The 17,445-nt window shown below is 57.9% G+C and carries 14 protein-coding genes; 9 read left to right on the top strand and 5 right to left on the bottom strand.

All coding sequences use genetic code 11. The features are described from left to right. Window positions 1–68 precede the first annotated feature (68 nt). From ACQQZ8_RS01665 to ACQQZ8_RS01655, 3 genes are all read left to right on the top strand, one after another. Window positions 69–884, top strand: coding sequence for an Fpg/Nei family DNA glycosylase (locus tag ACQQZ8_RS01665; protein ID WP_431711019.1), 816 nt, complete (start codon window positions 69–71; stop codon window positions 882–884). 11 nt (window positions 885–895) lie between these two features. Next, window positions 896–1,921: a pseudouridine synthase gene (locus tag ACQQZ8_RS01660; protein WP_431712109.1), complete on the top strand. Its 1,026-nt coding sequence runs from the start codon at window positions 896–898 to the stop codon at window positions 1,919–1,921. A gap of 88 nt (window positions 1,922–2,009) precedes the next feature. After that, window positions 2,010–2,909: a hypothetical protein gene (locus ACQQZ8_RS01655; protein WP_431711018.1), complete on the top strand. Its 900-nt coding sequence runs from the start codon at window positions 2,010–2,012 to the stop codon at window positions 2,907–2,909. Window positions 2,910–2,916: 7 nt separating this feature from the next. Here ACQQZ8_RS01655 and ACQQZ8_RS01650 read toward each other — a convergent pair whose 3' ends face one another. Both ACQQZ8_RS01650 and ACQQZ8_RS01645 read right to left on the bottom strand, forming a co-directional pair. Next, window positions 2,917–3,693, bottom strand: coding sequence for an SDR family NAD(P)-dependent oxidoreductase (locus tag ACQQZ8_RS01650; protein ID WP_431711017.1), 777 nt, complete (start codon window positions 3,691–3,693; stop codon window positions 2,917–2,919). A gap of 130 nt (window positions 3,694–3,823) precedes the next feature. Continuing rightward, window positions 3,824–5,269 (bottom strand): MDR family MFS transporter, encoded by a 1,446-nt coding sequence (locus ACQQZ8_RS01645; protein ID WP_431711016.1) that lies wholly within the window; start codon window positions 5,267–5,269, stop codon window positions 3,824–3,826. Window positions 5,270–5,460: 191 nt separating this feature from the next. Between ACQQZ8_RS01645 and ACQQZ8_RS01640 the strand changes: the two genes are divergently transcribed. Then, window positions 5,461–6,000 carry an NUDIX hydrolase family protein gene (locus ACQQZ8_RS01640; protein ID WP_431711015.1) on the top strand — a complete coding sequence of 180 codons (540 nt, stop codon included), beginning with the start codon at window positions 5,461–5,463 and terminating at the stop codon, window positions 5,998–6,000. A gap of 41 nt (window positions 6,001–6,041) precedes the next feature. Here ACQQZ8_RS01640 and ACQQZ8_RS01635 read toward each other — a convergent pair whose 3' ends face one another. Beyond that, window positions 6,042–6,734, bottom strand: coding sequence for a class I SAM-dependent methyltransferase (locus tag ACQQZ8_RS01635; protein ID WP_431711014.1), 693 nt, complete (start codon window positions 6,732–6,734; stop codon window positions 6,042–6,044). A 27-nt stretch (window positions 6,735–6,761) separates the two neighbouring features. After that, window positions 6,762–7,844 carry an FUSC family protein gene (locus tag ACQQZ8_RS01630; RefSeq protein WP_431711013.1) on the bottom strand — a complete coding sequence of 361 codons (1,083 nt, stop codon included), beginning with the start codon at window positions 7,842–7,844 and terminating at the stop codon, window positions 6,762–6,764. A 139-nt stretch (window positions 7,845–7,983) separates the two neighbouring features. Here ACQQZ8_RS01630 and tgt point away from each other — a divergent pair, with 139 nt between their 5' ends. Then, window positions 7,984–9,279: a tRNA guanosine(34) transglycosylase Tgt gene (tgt, locus tag ACQQZ8_RS01625; RefSeq protein ID WP_431711012.1), complete on the top strand. Its 1,296-nt coding sequence runs from the start codon at window positions 7,984–7,986 to the stop codon at window positions 9,277–9,279. A 329-nt stretch (window positions 9,280–9,608) separates the two neighbouring features. Here the strand turns inward: tgt and ACQQZ8_RS01620 are convergent, their stop codons facing one another. After that, a complete protein-coding gene (locus ACQQZ8_RS01620) occupies window positions 9,609–10,322 on the bottom strand; it encodes a queuosine precursor transporter (protein WP_431711011.1) in 714 nt (237 codons plus the stop codon). 359 nt (window positions 10,323–10,681) lie between these two features. Between ACQQZ8_RS01620 and ACQQZ8_RS01615 the strand changes: the two genes are divergently transcribed. The 4 genes from ACQQZ8_RS01615 (at window position 10,682) to ACQQZ8_RS01600 (ending at window position 17,434) form a co-directional block, all read left to right on the top strand. Further along, window positions 10,682–11,383 (top strand): TetR/AcrR family transcriptional regulator, encoded by a 702-nt coding sequence (locus ACQQZ8_RS01615; RefSeq protein ID WP_431711010.1) that lies wholly within the window; start codon window positions 10,682–10,684, stop codon window positions 11,381–11,383. Between the two features lie 121 nt (window positions 11,384–11,504). Then, window positions 11,505–12,125, top strand: coding sequence for a hypothetical protein (locus ACQQZ8_RS01610; protein WP_431711009.1), 621 nt, complete (start codon window positions 11,505–11,507; stop codon window positions 12,123–12,125). Between the two features lie 32 nt (window positions 12,126–12,157). After that, complete coding sequence (gene thiD, locus ACQQZ8_RS01605; protein WP_431711008.1) at window positions 12,158–12,982, top strand: bifunctional hydroxymethylpyrimidine kinase/phosphomethylpyrimidine kinase; 825 nt, start codon at window positions 12,158–12,160, stop codon at window positions 12,980–12,982. A 1,101-nt stretch (window positions 12,983–14,083) separates the two neighbouring features. Then, the gene (locus ACQQZ8_RS01600; RefSeq protein ID WP_431711007.1) at window positions 14,084–17,434 is read left to right on the top strand and encodes a S8 family serine peptidase; all 3,351 of its coding nucleotides are present in this window, start codon (window positions 14,084–14,086) and stop codon (window positions 17,432–17,434) included. Window positions 17,435–17,445: the final 11 nt, after the last annotated feature.

The raw sequence follows: 17,445 nt of genomic DNA, 5'->3' as shown, positions 1-17,445 counted from the left end.
CGGATCACGCTCACTGCCGACTGCGCGTAGATTGGGTGCAGCACACCGACTTTATCGAAGGAGGACCCATGCCCGAGGGAGATACCGTCTACCGATTGGCCCGCCGGCTGGACGCGGCTCTGGCAGGCTCGACGCTGACCAGTACTAGGTTCCGCGTCCCGCAGCTAGCCACCACGGATCTGTCCGGATACCGAGTCGAAGAAGTAGCTTCCCGCGGTAAGCACCTGCTGATCCACCTGAGCATCAACGAATCTAGACTGCCTTCCCGGCTCTGCCTGCGTTCGCACCTGATGATGGAGGGACGCTGGGACCTGTACCAGCCGGGTGAACGCTGGAAACGCCCGGCCCATCTGGCTCGGCTAGTACTGGAAACTCAGGACGTGAGCGCGGTGGCCTTCGAAGTCCAGCAATTGAAGCTGGTGCCCGCCGAAGAAGAGAATGAACTCGTGGGTCATCTGGGGCCGGACCTGTTGGGGACCGACTGGGACGCGGACCGCGCGGCGCGCAACCTGCTGAATGAACCGCACCGCCCGATCGGCACGGCGCTGCTGGATCAACGGCTGCTGGCCGGTATCGGCAACATCTACCGTTGCGAGATCCTCTTCCTGACCCGGTTGCACCCCCTCACGCCGTGCGGCCAGGTGCCGGACATGGACGCGGTTGTGGCCATGTCGTATCGACTATTGCAAGCGAACAAGGATCGTGCCCGCCGCGTCACTACCGGAACGGCGCGTACCCGCGATCCGTTCTGGGTCTATGGGCGCACCGCCAAGCCCTGCCTGCGTTGCGCAACGCCAGTGAAGCTGATGGCGCTTTCTGATGAATTCGGTGCCCACGAACGAGACTGCTATTACTGCCCGGCGTGCCAGAAACTGGAAGAATAGTGGCCATGGCAATGATCTCCCCGCTCCCTGTCCGCAATGGCGTCAATGCCACTCGCCTGCGCCTGCCTGGGTCCGGGCCCTGGCCCACCGTGGCCGACTACCTGCTGGAACGCTTCGGCCACGTGGACCCCGAGGGAATCCTGCGCCGCTTTGACCAGCGAGAAATCGTCGGTCTGGGCGGCACCCCGCTCAGTGTCACCACACCGTTGGGCGAGCACGATTTCATCTGGTACTACCGTTCACTGCCAAATGAGACTCCAATACCTTTCGAAGCCGAGATCCTGCATCAGGATGAGCACCTGATCGCACTGGATAAACCACATTTTCTGCCCACCACCCCCGGCGGGAAATTTATTCAAGAGTCCGCTTTGGTCCGCTTAAGAAATCAAACCGGGATCGATGATCTGGTGCCAATGCACCGATTAGACCGTGCCACCGCGGGGGTAATACTCTTCGCCGCGAACCCCGCCACCCGCGGAGTCTACCAAAGCCTCTTTGAACGGCGTGAAATCCGCAAGAGTTACCAAGCAGTCGTGCCCTTGGAAACGGGACCAGGCTTGGAAACGGGCAAGGTCCTTGGACCCAATGACAATCTGGTTCAGCGCGATGCCGAACAATTGCGGCAGCTGCTGGAGAACTTACCGATGGACTATGAAAATCGCATGACCAAGGTCAAGGGACAACTACGCTCCGTCGTGGAACAAGGCCCAGCGAACGCCCGAACACATATCCGTTTGGCTGACCAGGGGCACAGCAACGGGCACTTTTCGGGGTTGCCGGTGGCGTTATTGGACCTTGATCCGCTCACTGGGAAAACCCATCAGTTACGGGTACATCTGGCCTCACTGGGATTGGGAATCATTAACGATGCCTTCTACCCGAGGTTATGGGATGTAGCCCCGGATGATTATGCGCGACCACTGCAGCTCTTGGCTAAGTCAATCGCCTTCACCGACCCGCTCACCGGGCAGGAACGCTGCTTCACCTCAAAACGACACCTGTCTGAAAGTCCAAAGCAGATCTCAAAACCCCTCTAGCCATAGCCCGTTTTTGTTCCTAGTCTTTAACAATCACCAAGCGGAAGACTGGGCACCGGGGTTTCCGGGCCGGAAAAGACGGTATGAAATGTCCACCCCAAGTGACCGGCAAGATCTGCAATCGGTGGTGGACTCCACCCGGCAGCTCTTTGCCGAGAAGCGGCAACGCGCCACGGTGCAATTACCGTACGCGGCCCCCGATCATCGACCCAACCCGGCACGGGAAAACCTGGATTGGATCAGAGCCGGCACATTTGTTCTTGCCGCCATCCTGCTGCTGGTGACCGTGCTGGTGTTCGCCAGCAGTGCCATGGAACGGGCGTCGAGCGAACTGCTTAACGTGCGACCCGTGCAAAACTTGATGTGGCCCGCGGTGGCCCTGATTGTTTTGTTCAGTTCGCTGTATGCGCTACTTCCCAGCCAGCTCAGCTCCCGACGACAACGCGCGGTGAGTATCTACTCCAGCGTCATGGCCGCGACTATGGGGTGTGCCTTGACTCTGGCAGCCTCCTTCATGTTCTGGGCCGCAGTGGTCTTGGCGGTGCTTAGTTGTGCCGCAGGGCTGCTCGGAATTCGAATGCTCAACCGGAATACCGCCCGCACCACGGTGGAACGGTTACTGACCGATGCTCCGCTGAGTTTCAGCACCGGCTTTTCCTTGGTCGTCACTGGGCAACTGTATTTTGCTGCCGCCGGGTGGGATGACCAGACCCATGTCCTCAAAGCATTGGTGGCCTTGCTAGGGATCAGCGTTATCGCTTCGGTGGCCGCACATTCCGAACGTGGGCGCCATGCCCTCGCGTTGGGGTTTGCCATCGGCACAAGTGCCATCGCTTTGGCCCTCTGGCTCAACGCTGCCGGCCCCTGGTGGCTCTCGATTGTCAGTGCACTCTGCGGCCTGAGCGTGGTCTTGGCCGCGGAGAACCGACGTCACCAGATCACTCATGCCGAACATCGTGCGGCCCGCGGACTGCCTGTCGAAGATTAGGGACTGATTACTTCGGAGCCATCCGAATCGCACCATCCAAGCGGATCGTTTCACCATTAAGCATCGCGTTGTGCACAATATGCTCGACCAATGCCGCATACTCGCTGGGCTGGCCCAAACGCGAGGGATGTGGCACTTGGGCACCAAGTGAATCTTGGGCGGCTTGCGGTAGACCGGACATCATCGGGGTATGGAAGATCCCCGGAGCAATGGTCATCACCCGGATTTGATAAGCGGCCAATTCCCGGGCCAGGGGAAGAGTCATCGCGCAAACCGCTCCCTTAGACGCAGCATAGGCCGGTTGCCCAATTTGCCCGTCAAAGGCAGCCACCGAGGCAGTATTGATGATCACCCCGCGTTCGCCGGTGCCGGCTAAACCCGGCACTGCTTCGGTGCGGCTCATCGCTTCGGCGGCTAAGCGAATAACGTTGAAAGTTCCGGTGACATTAATGTCCAAGACCCGGGCAAATTTCTCCAGAGGCAACACCCCGTTGCGGCCCAAGACCTTGCCGGGGGTAGCAACACCGGCGCAGTTCACCACAATCCGTAGCGGACCCCGGGCGACAGCGGCATCCACCGCCTGCTGTACCTGTTCCGGGTTGGTGACGTCCGCGGAGTGATAGTGAACTTGTCCGCCCAGCTCTGCGGCCTTGGCTTCACCTTGCTCGTCCGGCAGGTCAACAACGATGACTACGGCACCAGCGTCGGCCAGTTTCTGTGCGGTGGCCCGCCCCAGTCCGGATAGTCCTCCGGTTACCAGCGCTACCGAATCTTTGATCTGCACCTGCCACCTCTTCGTCTGGACATCCGCTCCTGGCCTATCGGTTAAGCGTTAATTACCGAAAAGCCGTGGTGAAAACAGCCTAGTTTGGCCGCGCAGATTTTTGAAGAGGTAGCAGGAGGGCGGATCACACTTAGTGTGCGGCCACCGGTGTCTCGGCTTCGGCATCCTTACGCTGCTTGTCACCAAGCATGAAACCGATGATAGTCACCGCAACTCCGCAGACCATCCCGATAATGAACCCGGCCGAGAAGCCCTGGACGGTGGCGTCGGTTTCGCCGATTCCCGCAGCAATTTTCGACGCGGTACTAGCGGCCACGACACTCATCACCATGGCGGTGCCCACCGCTCCACCGAGCTGTTGCAAGGTGGAAAGCACGGCCGAACCGTGGGAGTGCAGATGGCTTGGCAACGGGTTCAACGCCGTGGTGAACGCCGGGGTGAAAATGAGCGACATACCCGTGCTCATCACTAGGTGCATGAGCACCAACAACCAGATTGGGGTGCTGGCATCCAGAATCAGTGCATAGCCTAAGAGCACTAGAGTCAGAATCAGGCCACCGGGGACCAGCAGCGGCCGAGCCCCAACTTTGTCGAAGAGGCGACCAACAAACGGAGCCAATAAACCCATCAGCAATCCACCAGGCAGCATGATCAGGCCGGTGGTCAGCGTATCGATGCCCAGCACCATCGAGAAGAACATTGGCAGCAGGATAATAACCCCGAACAGCGCCACCATGGCCAGCACCATCAGCACCAAGGAAAGGGTGAAAGGCCGGTAGGTGAATGAACGAAGATCCAACAACGCCTTATCCTCGCGCTGCAGACGCACCTGAAGCATTGTGAAACTGACCAAGCAGACCAACGCCACAATCAAGACAGCCGCGCTGATCAGATCCAGTCCGCTGGCAGATAGTCGGCTCAACCCAAAGACCAGACCACCGAAGCCCGGAACCGCAAGCAACAACGACGGGATAGACAATGGTGCCTGAGAAACACCCGGGGTCTTATCCAGTCGTGGCGTACCGATTAGCAGGGCCAAGATCGCTACCGGAAGCACTGAGATAAACATGAAGTGCCAAGAGAAGTACTGCAGGATGATCCCGGAGAGCGTCGGGCCCACCGCCGGCGCTACAGAAATGACGATCGATACGTTGCCCATCAACACACCGCGACGTTCGGCCGGAACCAGCGTCAGGATGGTGGTCATCAACAGCGGCATCATGATCGCGGTTCCCGAGGCCTGAATCATCCGGGCGATCAGCAACACGGTGAAGCCCGGAGCCACGGCTGCCAACGCAGTACCTACCGTGAATAATCCCATGGCCAACACGAAAGCACTGCGCGTGCTCAGCTTCTGCAATAGGAACCCGGTAGCCGGGATCACCACGGCCATGGTGAGCATGAAGATCGTGGTCAACCACTGGATCGTGTCCTGAGTGACCTGGAATTGCTCCATGAGCACCGGCAAGGCCACATTCATGATGGTTTCGTTCAAAATGACCACGAATGCCGAGACGATCAGCACCGCAATCGTCGTAAAGTCTTTGGTGCTTAGCCGCTGTGTGGAAGTGGTCAAGACGGTCCCCGGTCTCATGGTGAAGGTCAAAAAGCGGGGCGAATACCCCAAAAGCAGTCGTTGAACAAGCTCAACCAGTTTACCGGTGGGTGTCAACGGTGGCTACCGCCCGGAGAGAACTGAGATGGTGAATTGCGCAACACAACCCCGGGCTACATGTCATTCGTGAACCCGTGGTAGAAGATGGAGATATGAATGTGCGCACACCTGACCCGTACCCAGGATGGCTAAGTGAAGAAGACCTTCACGAGGCCCGCCAACGCCTTCCCATGCTCTATGTTGAGGCGATTCCCGTCCGATTGGATCCGCTGGGCTACGTCAATGAGGTCGGTTTGTTACTGACCGCCGATGGCGATGGTCGGATGCGCCGGACTTTCGTCTCGGGGCGCGTGATGTACCGTGAGACCATTCGGGCTGCCTTGATTCGTCATATCGAAAAGGATTTGGGCACCTTCGTCCTGCCGCAGCTGCCACCGAGCCCCGCGCCATTCACAGTGGCCGAGTATTTCCCTGCACCCAGCGAGACCGGGCTGACCGATGACCGGCAGCATGCGGTAGCAATGTGTTACATCGTTCCAGTACGCGGCGAGTCCTCCCCCCGCCAAGATGCCTTGGAGCTGACTTGGCTGTCCCCCGCTGAGGCGCTCAGCGAGCAGATTCAGTCCGAGTTTGTTGGCGGGCGTGAAAACGTGCTGCGTCAGGCGCTGGCACATGTAGGAATCAACATCTAATAGCTTGCGAACGGACGCACTCCAAGACTGGGGTGCGTCCGTTAGCAGCGCGTGGCATAGATCCTAAAACGCCGCTGTGTCACCTCGATTGGCTCGTGCTGGTGCAACTCCCAGAGTGTTTGAGCATGGTGCTCGATCCGAAATCCACTCTCCGTCAGCAGCGTGGCATAGTTCTTCGCGGTGACTTCGGGATAGGTAAATGGTGCCGCGAACCAGCGGTGTAACTGCGGCGCATCAAACCCGTCCACCTGCTGGGTGAGGAAGCTTCCGCCCGGAACCAGTACGCGGGAGAGCTCACCCGGATCGAAACTTTCGTGCCGTGACATCACCAGATCCAGCCGGCCCTCGGGCAAGTCTAAGTGCTGTTTGATCTCAGAATCGTATTCGATCACTTGAACCCCATAGGGGGCCAGCCGGGTTCTAGCGATCGGGACATTAGGCTTCCAGCCCTCTGTCGCCAACACCGTGGGCGGTAACTGAGTACCGTGGGAAAACCGGTCGAGTAAACCGCTGAGTCGTTCGCCACCGCCGGTACCGAGATCCAATGCACCGATTTCACTGGCCTGCAACGCCGCAAAGCAGTCCTGTTCAAAATCCCACCAGGGTTCATCGGCACGCAGCCGACCCGCCAGTGCTGAGAAATCCCAGCCGCTCATCCGTGCCTGCGCGTGCGTCTGCTGCAGACCGTCAATGAGCTCGTTCCTTAGCGCTGACTCACTGCGTTGCGAGTGCATCTCAGAAGTATGGCACGGTCATGGGTGCTACGCCGGAGTGATACCCCGCATTTTCATTAGGAAGCGTCCAAAGAGGCTGCCGGCCAGGACGCCGAGGATGCCGACCGCGGATCCGATGAGGGTTTCAACGATCCGGTCGTACATCACCGCGGTGGATAGCCCGGAGACCAGTGAAACACCCACCAGCGCCAAGGGGGTCACAAAGATTTGGGCCAAGAAATAGTTACGGATGACCAGAATCTCGGCCATGAATTGGAAAAGCCCGATGCAAATCACCAGAACCAGCAACGGCGGGTTGAGAACCACCAGCGCGGCCATCAGGATCATGCCCACGAGCGTTCCCAACACTCGGTGCACCCCTCGACGCACGCGAAGCCGCGTGGTGTGCCCGACCAAAGGAACGACCGCGGCAACCATCGCCCAATAGTTATGCCCGGCATCCAACCGGCTACCCACAATATTTGCGATTACCCCTGCCACCCCGGCGGTGAGGATGTAGAAAAGTCCCTCCCACCAGATGGCGCTACGCACATTGTCGGATAGCGGTGGCAGGGGGCTGCGCTGCCAGACATTTGCCCACTGACCAATGGCGCCGCTAGCCCCGATCAGGATCTGAAAAACGATGGTGGCAGCCGTGGCCGCGAGTGCTTGAAACGCCGGGGCGGGCTGAGCAATGGAAGCGATCGCAGCAAAGGCGAAGATGTGAAAGAGGGAGCCGGCAGGTCGTAATCGGAGGAATCCGGCGGCAACCGAGCACGCACCGGCAATCAGGGTTGTGGAAAGAACCACCTGCCAAGATTTTAGTTCCGGATCTTGATGCTCAATCCACCAGTTCGAGGCAGCCAAAGCTAGTGCAATCACCACGAAGAACAGCACCCCGGAACGCACCTGCATTCGCAAGCGGTTCCAATAGCCATCAACGCGCCCGTATACTCCGGTGAAGGCGCCAAAGACGACGAAAACCATCAAGTCGAGACGGTCAAAAGCCAGCAACACTAGCAATGGTGCGAAGATGCCTACCGCCGTGCGCAAACCAATCCAATGATCCTGCTGGGCTGGCCCCAAGGTGATCAGCGACTTCAGACTCCCGGCTAGGCTCATTTGCCGCATGCGATGCCCACTTCCTACCTGCCCATGGATAGATCGATCACCCCCATTCTCCCTGTTGTACCGGCCAGATGTCTGCTTTTACGCATTTGTCCGTTCTGTCGTTTTCCTCACCCGCGTGAATATACGGCAGACTAGTGTGGTGTCCGAAAAGAATTTTGACTCCTCCGCCGCTCATCCCCGCCAATCCGAGTTCTCCTTTGAAGTCGGCACCCGGCTGACAGCCGAGGACGGAACCCCGATGCTGGGACGCACCGGCACCATCTCCACCCCGCATGGTCAAGTGAAGACCCCGGCGTTTATCGCGGTGGGGACCAAGGCGACCGTGAAAGCGCTGACCCCCGAGCACGTCGAAGAACTCGGCGCCCAGGCGGTGCTAGCTAACGCCTACCACCTCTATCTGCAACCCGGGGCCGAGATTCTCGATGAAGCCGGCGGGCTGGGACAGTTCATGGGCTGGGAAGGCCCCACTTTCACCGATTCCGGTGGTTTCCAGGTAATGAGTCTGGGTTCGGGGTTCAAAAAGGTCATCGACATGAAGTCGGTAGATCAGTCCGGACCGGATGACGCCGTGGCGCCCGGGAAGGAGCGCATGGCTAATGTGGATGAAGATGGTGTCTGGTTCAAATCGCACCTCGATGGCACCAAACACCGCTTCACCCCCGAGGTCTCCATGGGGGTGCAGCACCAGATCGGTGCCGACATCATGTTCGCCTTCGATGAGCTGACCACATTACAAAATTCGCGGGGATACCAAGAGGAGTCCTTGGAACGCACCCGCCGTTGGGCGATCCGTTGTATTGCCGAACATTTCCGGCTGACCGATGAGCGTGAGTCCAAGCCTTACCAGGCTCTCTTCGGGGTCATTCAAGGCGCACAATATGAAGACTTACGCCGCAAGGCCTGTCAGGATTTGGGCGCTATGGCCTTTGACGGGTTCGGCATTGGCGGAGCCTTGGAGAAGGAGAACCTCGGCACTATCGTGGGCTGGTGCTCCGAGGAACTGCCCGAGAACAAGCCACGGCATTTACTCGGGATCTCCGAGCCGGACGATATTTTTACCGCCATCGAGAACGGTGCCGACACCTTCGACTGCGTCTCACCGACCCGCGTGGCTCGAAACTCGGCTTTCTATACCCCCAACGGTCGATTCAACCTCTCCGGGGCACGCTATAAGCGTGATTTCACCCCGCTGGTCGACGGGTGCCCCTGCTACACCTGTCAGAATTTCACCCGTGCCTATATTCATCACCTGTACAAAGCCAAGGAACTGCTGAGTCATACGCTAATCTCGATTCACAACGAGCATTTCACCGTTAATCTGGTCGACTCGGCTCGTCGCTCGATCGAGGATGGAACCTTCTTCGCGTACAAGGAAGAGGTGCTCCGCGGTTACTATGCGGGCAAACCAGACCCACAGGGGCTAGTCGTCGGCTAAACGGCCCGGCCTCAATCAAACGATGTGCGGAACCAAGTGGCGCGGAATCAGTCATCGGATTCCGTGCCATACTGCAAAGACAGCCGTCCGCCAGCTGCATAGCAGTACGTAGCGCTGCCAGATGATTGTGTTTGAAAATCGTTAGTCGTCCTGTAATCCTCGATTTGCCGCTATCGTTCACCCAATAGTGCTAAGCCCTTACCCACAACGACTTCTGGGTCTAGCGGCGTGCAAAGGGCCTGAGCACCATACCCTGTGCTCAGGCCCGATCTCGCAGAACGCTTGTGTGGTCGGTTCATCGACTCTGTGAGGCGTTATCTGTCATCGGCTTACGCCGAAGTGCTGACTTGTTGCCCATACCCCGGTTCTTTGCGTTTGAACCAGCGAATCACTGCCGCGGTTACCGGAACGAAAATAATTTCTACACCGGTCTTGTACACGAAACCGACCAAGAGGTAGTTCAAGAATTGTGCCCCGTCGGTAATTCCAATCACCGAGGCCGCAATCGAGCAGAAGATCAAGGTATCGAGAAACTCGCCGACACCGCTGGAACCGATGAGTCGTCCAATGAGTCCACGCTCACCGAAACGCTCCTTCAATTTCACCAGAACCCAAGCGTTCGCCAGCTGCCCCATGAGGAATCCAAGGATCGAGGCAAGGACGATCTGCCAGACGGGCCCCAAAGTCCGTTCTAAGGCCTGCTGTCCGTCATAGAATTCAGCCGATGGCAAGGCGATCATGACCCAAAAGCACAGCACCGCAAAGATCGCGAGCCCAAAAGTCACCAGAATGGATCGTCGTGCCGCCTTGAAGCCGTACACCTCGGAGATGACATCTCCGAGAATATAGGCCAGAGGAAAGAGGAAAAAACCACCATCGGTGATGATCGGCCCCAACGCGACGCCCTTGGCCGCGCCGATATTAGAGAGAATAACCACCGCACCCATCAGTGCCAGCACGGTTGAAAAGTAAGGGCTCCCAGCAGCGGCAAAGACTGCTTTCGAAGAGCGTGAAGATACAGAAGCGGCGTTTGATGCGCCCATAAAAATTTCCTATTCAAAGTGGTTCGCCAAGGTACCGCTGCCCGAGATCACGCTGGCGTGTTGCACAGAAATCGTAGATCTACGGACGTTCCGGGGCGGCCCCCGCTGTATTAGCACTTGCCTTTCCAGTATCCCATGCGCCCACAAAGCCAACGAATCAAAGCTATGCTTCAGATCACACCGTGTGTCATGCTTCTTATCAACCAATTTTGACTTGGTATTTTTCTGTAAATAAACCTGAGGAATTTTTTTCGTTTGAGCATTTTTGAAGATTTACTGAAAACTCCTAAGTTATTTTTGAACGCGTTCAAAAAATCGGTAGACTGAGACTTCAGCGAAAGCGTACGGAGGTGGATAGCTTGGAACAGCCACGCACCACTAAGGGACAAAACACGAAGACCCTACTTTTGGACACCGCACTAAACTGTTTCGCGCAACTGGGCTATCAGCAGTCCAGCATGCGACTCATAGCGCAACGCGCAGGTCTATCGCTTTCGCACGCCTACTACTACTTCGACTCCAAAGAGCAGATCGTCGTCGAATTGCTCACCAGGCTTCGCCAAGAACAATTCGACCGCTGCCACCCAGTACTCACCGAGGGAAATACCCTCGAAAGCAACATCCGCTTCACGCTCGACACTACGGCCGAGGTGATGGGTGAATACCGCGACTTCGGACCCACCTTCCTCAAGGTACTGCTGGGTAGCCAGGCCCGCGCCGAAGTACCCGGCCGGCAGATCGAACTGCGCCTGTGGGAAGAGGTAGTCGAACATTCAAGGCCACTGCCCCCTCTCAGCATTCGCCGAGATCTGCCGCGCTTCTTACTGTTACTCTCACGCATGTTGCTCACCTTGTGGGCCTACGACAACTCGGAGCAACAAGCACGTTCACGACGGTTAATGCGCAATGCGGCTCCGGTGGCAGCCAAATTCGCGGTCTTATCCCGACTTCCCGTGGTTCGCTCGTTATTCGACGATCTGCTGGGTTTGATGGATGAAAACGCGTCAGCTACGAACGAAGAGCACGGGACACAGCCATCTCGTCGCTCGTTAGCTTCTTAGCTTCTTAGCTTCGGCAACTGTTCTACGACATTCGATGGGGCGTGCAGGTCTACGCGGGCAGAAAAATAGGCGTAAAGTCGAAGGTGAAAACCTGACATCCTAAGCCTCCGAGGAGTAGTAGATGAGCACCTCAGTACGTGACCTACCGGCCTGGACACATGGCTATACCAAGCTGCGAGATCGTATTGAGTCTTTTCCCGCTCCCGGGCTCATGCGCTCGGTCAATGAGGACGGCACAGATATCGAACTGCTGGGCTACTGGCCACAGAACCCCTGGCAGATCGCCTCGGATGTCAACCGGCTCATGCTCTTGGGTGCGCGAAACGAGAAAGCCGCGCAAACATTGACCGATGCCGGCTGGCATCACGAAGCCACACTTTACCTATTGGCAGGTCAGCCCGAAGAACTTGAGCAAGTCGTGAAGCTGGCCGATACCTCGGTACTCTTCGAAGCACCCATGGATCACTACGATGTAGTTGAGGTCGCTGATTTTGACCGACCTGTGGCCCGCGGCCGGATGCATATGGGCGAAAATTACGCGCTGATCTCCGACCCAGATTTGTTCTCTCCCGCTGATCCAGAGACCGCCCGCCGAGCGATTCTGGCTAATTTTGCTCTAGCTGCGTACCAGCACGGTCTGCCTTGGCTGCTCCTTGTGGCCTCCGAGGAGAACGCCAGCAAGCTGGCCACCGGCTGGTCGAAGGCCACGCCGATCGAAGTCATGATGCGCACCTCGGCTTAGGCCATCGCCGTGCATTCCCTACACTTAAGCCTATGAACTCCTCCAGCACCGCAACTCGTCCCGCCATTACGCTCACCATCGCCGGCTCCGAAGCCACCGGCGGCGCTGGAGCACAGGCGGATCTGAAGACTTTTCAAGAACTTAATACCTACGGCATCATTGCTTTGACGTGCATTGTGTCCTTCGACCCGAAGGACTCGTGGAACCACCGTTTCGTCCCAGTGGATCCTCAGGTTATTTCCGACCAGCTCGAAGCGGTTCAGGCCTGCTACGCCCAATCACTGGACACGGTCAAGCTCGGGATGATGGGTTCACCGACCACCATCGATACCGTGGCGGCCGCACTGGGACGGCAGGCTTGGAAGAACATCGTGTTGGATCCAGTCCTCATCTGCAAGGGTCAAGAACCCGGGCACGCCTTGGATACCGACGAAGCGTTGAAAACGAACCTTCTGCCGCTGGCAACTTTCATCACCCCGAACCACTTTGAGGCCGAGCAGCTCTCCGGACTGACCATCAACGACGAACAGGATCTGATCAACGCCGCCCGAAAGATTCACGAAATCTCCGGTGCTGCGGTTCTAGCCAAGGGTGGGGTTCGTATCGCTGGCGTGGACGCGGTGGATGTGTTCTACGACGGAGAAACCCTGGAAGTTCTGCGCGCCAAGAAGATCGGCAACGTGGCGGTTTCCGGAGCAGGTTGTTCACTGGCAGCGGCAATTACCGCCGAGCTAGCCAAGGGCGCCACCCCGTTGCAAGCGGCACGTACGGCGAAGGAGTTTGTTACCGCCGGCATTCACAACCGAGTTTCCGGCGCGACCCCCTTTGACGCACTATGGCAGGGCGGACGCCGCTAAATTCCATCTCACAGGGGCTGGTGACACAAGATGTTGCCAGCTCCTGTAGCTTTTGCGCCAACAGCCTTCGGCGCTGTCCATTCGTGGTGAACGACCTATCGGGCTGAAAGATATTTTCTCCTTCGATCGCATGTCCACGAGAACGGGTACGAGTGCGTTCATCCGGGCCATCTCGGCTCCTCTCCCACCTGTTTCCGCGGTGGTCACGAACACCGCATCCAAACTGGTTCGGCTCCTCTTAATGACTAAGGTCTTCCCCGCCGCCCCTCGCAGTCACACTCAGGCGCGGACCCCATCGACCTTGCCAGAATTGTGCGTTCCGACAATTGGCAGGAAGGTGAGACGTTCGATGCGCTGTCCTCGACAGAACCGGAGTGCTAGGCCTAATGCGATCCCACGATGGCTAAGCAAGGTTACTTGGCCCATCTCACGGCGGTGGAGCAAACCCGCGATTTGCTCGCAAGTCGCGGACGGCTCCGGCACGGCTGGAAACGCAGCCATGCGCGAAATGGGCCGCGATAACACCGCGTCATGCCCAGTACATACGTTGAGCGTCAAGCGCCCCGGCCAATGAAGACCTCGTGACATTCCAATCGGGATAGTGATCTGCTCACACTCTCAGGGTCGCTCGAATAGCCGTGTGGCCTCTCCGAGGCACCCCGCCCCTCACGATCCGGCACTAGTTATCGCCCTTCGGATCCTGAAAACGCATGCACAAGTTAGCAACAACTTTCAACGATTTTAGGCTCTGACAAGCGGAAGGCCGCCGCCCAGGGCTCACCTAGACAGGTGTCTCACTTAATTAGCCGAATGGTTAATATGAAATTAGCCACCTAGTCAACCCCGTGCCAAGTCGCATCATACCTACTCAGTAGTATTTCTAGGTCTGAAGCGCCTAGCCGGTTGCGCTCAAGTCATGGAATTGATGTTCAATAACCGCTTGAAATGTAGCGTGAGTCACATATGATTGCCAACTAGGGATCAGGCGCAGTTGCGGACGCCGAACCCGGAAGCGATAACCGGCAAGCATAGTGACATGGGGACTCCGGCTCGGTTATCGGCACTCGCAAGTGCTACTTCCGCGTTTCACCTAGGAGAATCATGATCACTCGGCGCACCCCGCGCCTTGCCCGGACGATCATGGCGTCGGCTACTGCTTTGGCATTAGCCGTCACCGTCGCTTCACCCGCCGCCGCGGACCCCGTTCCGCGGCCGGCTGATGGTGAAGAGGCACTGTCGCTCGGAGGCAAGAGCACCTCGTCACTCTCTGCTCTAAAAGTTTCCGGCCCACTGGCTAAGGCCCAGGGCGAAGTATCGGTCTACGTCCAGCTTGAAGGTGCTGGGGCGTTCGAAGAAGTTGAGGTCAAAGCCAAGAAACGTGACACCAACCGGGTCAAAAAGATCCGCTCCGAAGTTGAGGGCAAGGGCAAGACCCTCGCCCGCGAATCCGGCTCAAAGGTTCTGTACACCACCTCCAACGCCCTACGTGGCGTGGCACTTCGCGGCGATGCCGAAGAACTCCGGGAGCTGGCAACCCGCGATGACGTGGCCAAAATCAGCGCCATCGTCCCCAAATACCCGAGCAATCGGGGCTCCGTCATCGATACCGGCTCGTTAGAAAGCTGGACTGTGCTAGAGAAAACCGGTGAAGGGATCAAAATTGCCGTCCTAGACACCGGCGTGGATTACACCCATTCCGGCTTTGGCGGACCGGGCACCGCGGAAGGATACGCCCAGGCACAGGCTTCCACCGAACTGCCCGCGGCAGATTCCGGGCTCATCGATCCCGAGAAGTTTGTCGGCGGCTGGGACCTTGTGGGCGATAGTTATAACGCGAATCCTTCGGACCCCACCTATCAGCCAGTTCCCCAACCGGATCCGAACCCGCTGGATTGCCAGACTGCCGGACACGGTTCCCACGTGGCCGGTAGCTCCTCCGGCTACGGCGTGAATGCCGACGGTTCCACTTTCCGTGGCGATTATTCCTCGCTGTCCGCCGAGGACGTTGCACAAATGCGTGTTGGCCCCGGCACTGCACCGAAGTCGCAGATTATTGGCATTCGCGTCTTTGGTTGCGCCGGGTCTTCGGCCGTGGTGGGTCAGGCTTTGGACTATGTGTTGGATCCCAACGGGGATGGTGACTTCTCCGATCGCGCGGATGTCGTGAATATGTCATTGGGCTCAGATCGTTCGCCCACCGATGACCCAGAAAACGATATCGTCGATGCGCTGACCAAAGCCGGGATCCTCTCGGTGGTAGCTAGCGGTAATGCCGGCGATGTGACCGACATCGGTGGGTCGCCGGGTAACTCACGCAGTTCCTTGACGGTGGCCAATACCGTCGGTTCTCAGGTCACCATGGATGCCATTCAGGTCGACGCTCCGGCGGAACTGAGCGGAAACGTTGCTGGTCAGTATTCGGTGAACTTCGATTACACGTCGGCCGACCCAGCCGCCTTGAGCGGTGCGGTGATCATGGCCCCCGAAAGTAACCGCTTTGGTTGCCAGGCATTCGAGCCCGGTTCGTTGGACGGTAAATGGGTTTGGTTGCAATGGAGTGAGGATGGCCAGTTCCCTTGTGGTTCGGGCGCCCGTTTTGATAATGCCGCCGCCGGCGGCGCAACCGGCGTGCTGCTGGATGCCGAGACCAACCTCTTCGATGCCGGGATCGCCGGCAACGCGGTGATCCCGGGAGCTCAGTTGACCCTGGATAATTCCCAGAAGCTGCGTCCCGCAGCGCAGAATGGCACCCTGAATGTGACATTGTCTCCCGAGCTCATCGGTGCGGCTTCCGGTAACTCCGGGGCGCAAGATACCTTGAACGCCTCATCTTCGCGCGGCGTTCATGGTTCCAATGGAATCGTGAAACCGGACGTCGCCGCTCCGGGTACCCAGATCGGTTCGGTGGCCGTGGGCACCGGCAATAAACCTTCTGTTAAGTCCGGTACGTCGATGGCCACCCCGATGGTTGCCGGTATCGCCGCGTTAGTTCTGCAAGGAACCAACTACACTCCCGAACAGGCCAAGAGCCTGATCATGAACACTGCGGCCGCCGATGTGCTGGCAGCCAATGGTCAACCATTCGGCCCCAATCGGGTGGGCGCCGGTCGGGTGATGGCCGATGCGGCAATCACTTCCCCAGCCTATGCCTTCGATTCGAAGAATCCGGATCTGACCTCGGTAGTCTTTGGAGTCATCGAACTGGATGCAAAGAAGAAGTTCTCCGCTACCCGCACCATTACGGTGAAAAACACCTCGAATAAACGAGTGGACTACAAGCTGAAGTACGTGCCAGCTACCGAGATTCCCGGTGCTAGCTACAGCTTGGACCGCAAGTCACTCAGGCTTGCTCCCCGGGCATCGGCCACGGTCAAGGTGACGCTGAGGGTGGATCCACGGAAGTTCTCCAAAACCATGGATCCGACCATGGATTCCCTGCAGTCCGGTCTTCCACGACAGTGGGTCAGCGATGTCACCGGTCGTGTGGAAATGACCAGTTCCAAGGCTCCTACCCTGCGTGTGCCGGTTCAGGCCGCGCCGAAACCCACAGCATCAATGAGTGGACAGGTGGACAAGCTCAAGAAGGGTGCGAACACCACGACCATCAAGCTCAAGGGACAGGATCTGCAACTGGGCAGCGGTAACGGTCAAATCACCTCGTTACTCGGAGCCTTCGAATTAGGTGCGAAGAGTAAGCGAGAAACCGATCGTCTTGCTGCGATTCCTGCAGCAAGTGCAATGGATCTGCAGTATGTGGGAGCTAATTCCACCGCACCGACAAGCGGTGTCGCCGACGGTCTGCTCAATATCGGCATCTCAACGTGGCAGAACTGGGCAAGCATGTCCAGCGCCACCGAGCTGAATATCGAGTTTGACACCAACTCGGACGGGAAAGCGGATTTCGTTACCTTCAACACGCAGATCGATGGCATTGATCTGGACCTAGCAGCCACTTTTGATCTGGCGACGGGGACCCAGGTAGATCTGCAGCCGGTCAACGGGGTGCTCGGAGATGTCGACACCAATAACTTCGACACGAACGTCGCGGTACTACCGGTAGCGCTTTCGGCGTTGGGGTTGGATGAGTCGAGCAATGACATCTCTTACCGAGTAGCAACTTACTCTTGGTACCACACCGATGCCAACGGTGCGCTGATCCCGGTAGACACCACCGAATGGATCGATTTCAACGTGACTGCTCCGCAACTTGATTTCGGTGCTACCGGCTCACTGTTTACCAGTGTGAAGAACACCCGCATCCCGGTAACGGTGAAGGACACCAAACAGGAATCCGAGGTGTTGCTGCTTCACTTGCACAACGCCACCGGAGACTTGGACGCCAAACGCAAGAGCAAGAAGCACGGCGCAAATGATGGTGACCGGGCCGAGGTGCTGACCATCGAAGCCGATAGAAAAGGCAAGGATAAAGGAAAAGGGAAAGGGAAGAAATAGTCCGTACTGAG

It is taken from the genome of Glutamicibacter uratoxydans (assembly GCF_050753455.1).
In the GTDB taxonomy this organism is placed as follows: domain Bacteria; phylum Actinomycetota; class Actinomycetes; order Actinomycetales; family Micrococcaceae; genus Glutamicibacter; species Glutamicibacter uratoxydans_A.
The sequence above is the reverse complement of the archived record's forward strand: the minus strand, read 5'-3'. Positions and strand labels throughout refer to the sequence as shown.

Bases quoted from the DNA above. Each gene is read 5' to 3' on its own strand.
- ACQQZ8_RS01640 (WP_431711015.1), top strand. From the start codon at position 5,461: ATGAATGTGCGCACACCTGACCCGTACCCAGGATGGCTAAGTGAAGAA.
- ACQQZ8_RS01660 (WP_431712109.1), top strand. From the start codon at position 896: ATGATCTCCCCGCTCCCTGTCCGCAATGGCGTCAATGCCACTCGCCTG.
- ACQQZ8_RS01610 (WP_431711009.1), top strand. From the start codon at position 11,505: ATGAGCACCTCAGTACGTGACCTACCGGCCTGGACACATGGCTATACC.
- ACQQZ8_RS01600 (WP_431711007.1), top strand. From the start codon at position 14,084: ATGATCACTCGGCGCACCCCGCGCCTTGCCCGGACGATCATGGCGTCG.
- ACQQZ8_RS01635 (WP_431711014.1), bottom strand. From the start codon at position 6,734: ATGCACTCGCAACGCAGTGAGTCAGCGCTAAGGAACGAGCTCATTGAC.
- ACQQZ8_RS01630 (WP_431711013.1), bottom strand. From the start codon at position 7,844: ATGCGGCAAATGAGCCTAGCCGGGAGTCTGAAGTCGCTGATCACCTTG.
- ACQQZ8_RS01665 (WP_431711019.1), top strand. From the start codon at position 69: ATGCCCGAGGGAGATACCGTCTACCGATTGGCCCGCCGGCTGGACGCG.
- ACQQZ8_RS01655 (WP_431711018.1), top strand. From the start codon at position 2,010: ATGTCCACCCCAAGTGACCGGCAAGATCTGCAATCGGTGGTGGACTCC.
- thiD (WP_431711008.1), top strand. From the start codon at position 12,158: ATGAACTCCTCCAGCACCGCAACTCGTCCCGCCATTACGCTCACCATC.
- ACQQZ8_RS01620 (WP_431711011.1), bottom strand. From the start codon at position 10,322: ATGGGCGCATCAAACGCCGCTTCTGTATCTTCACGCTCTTCGAAAGCA.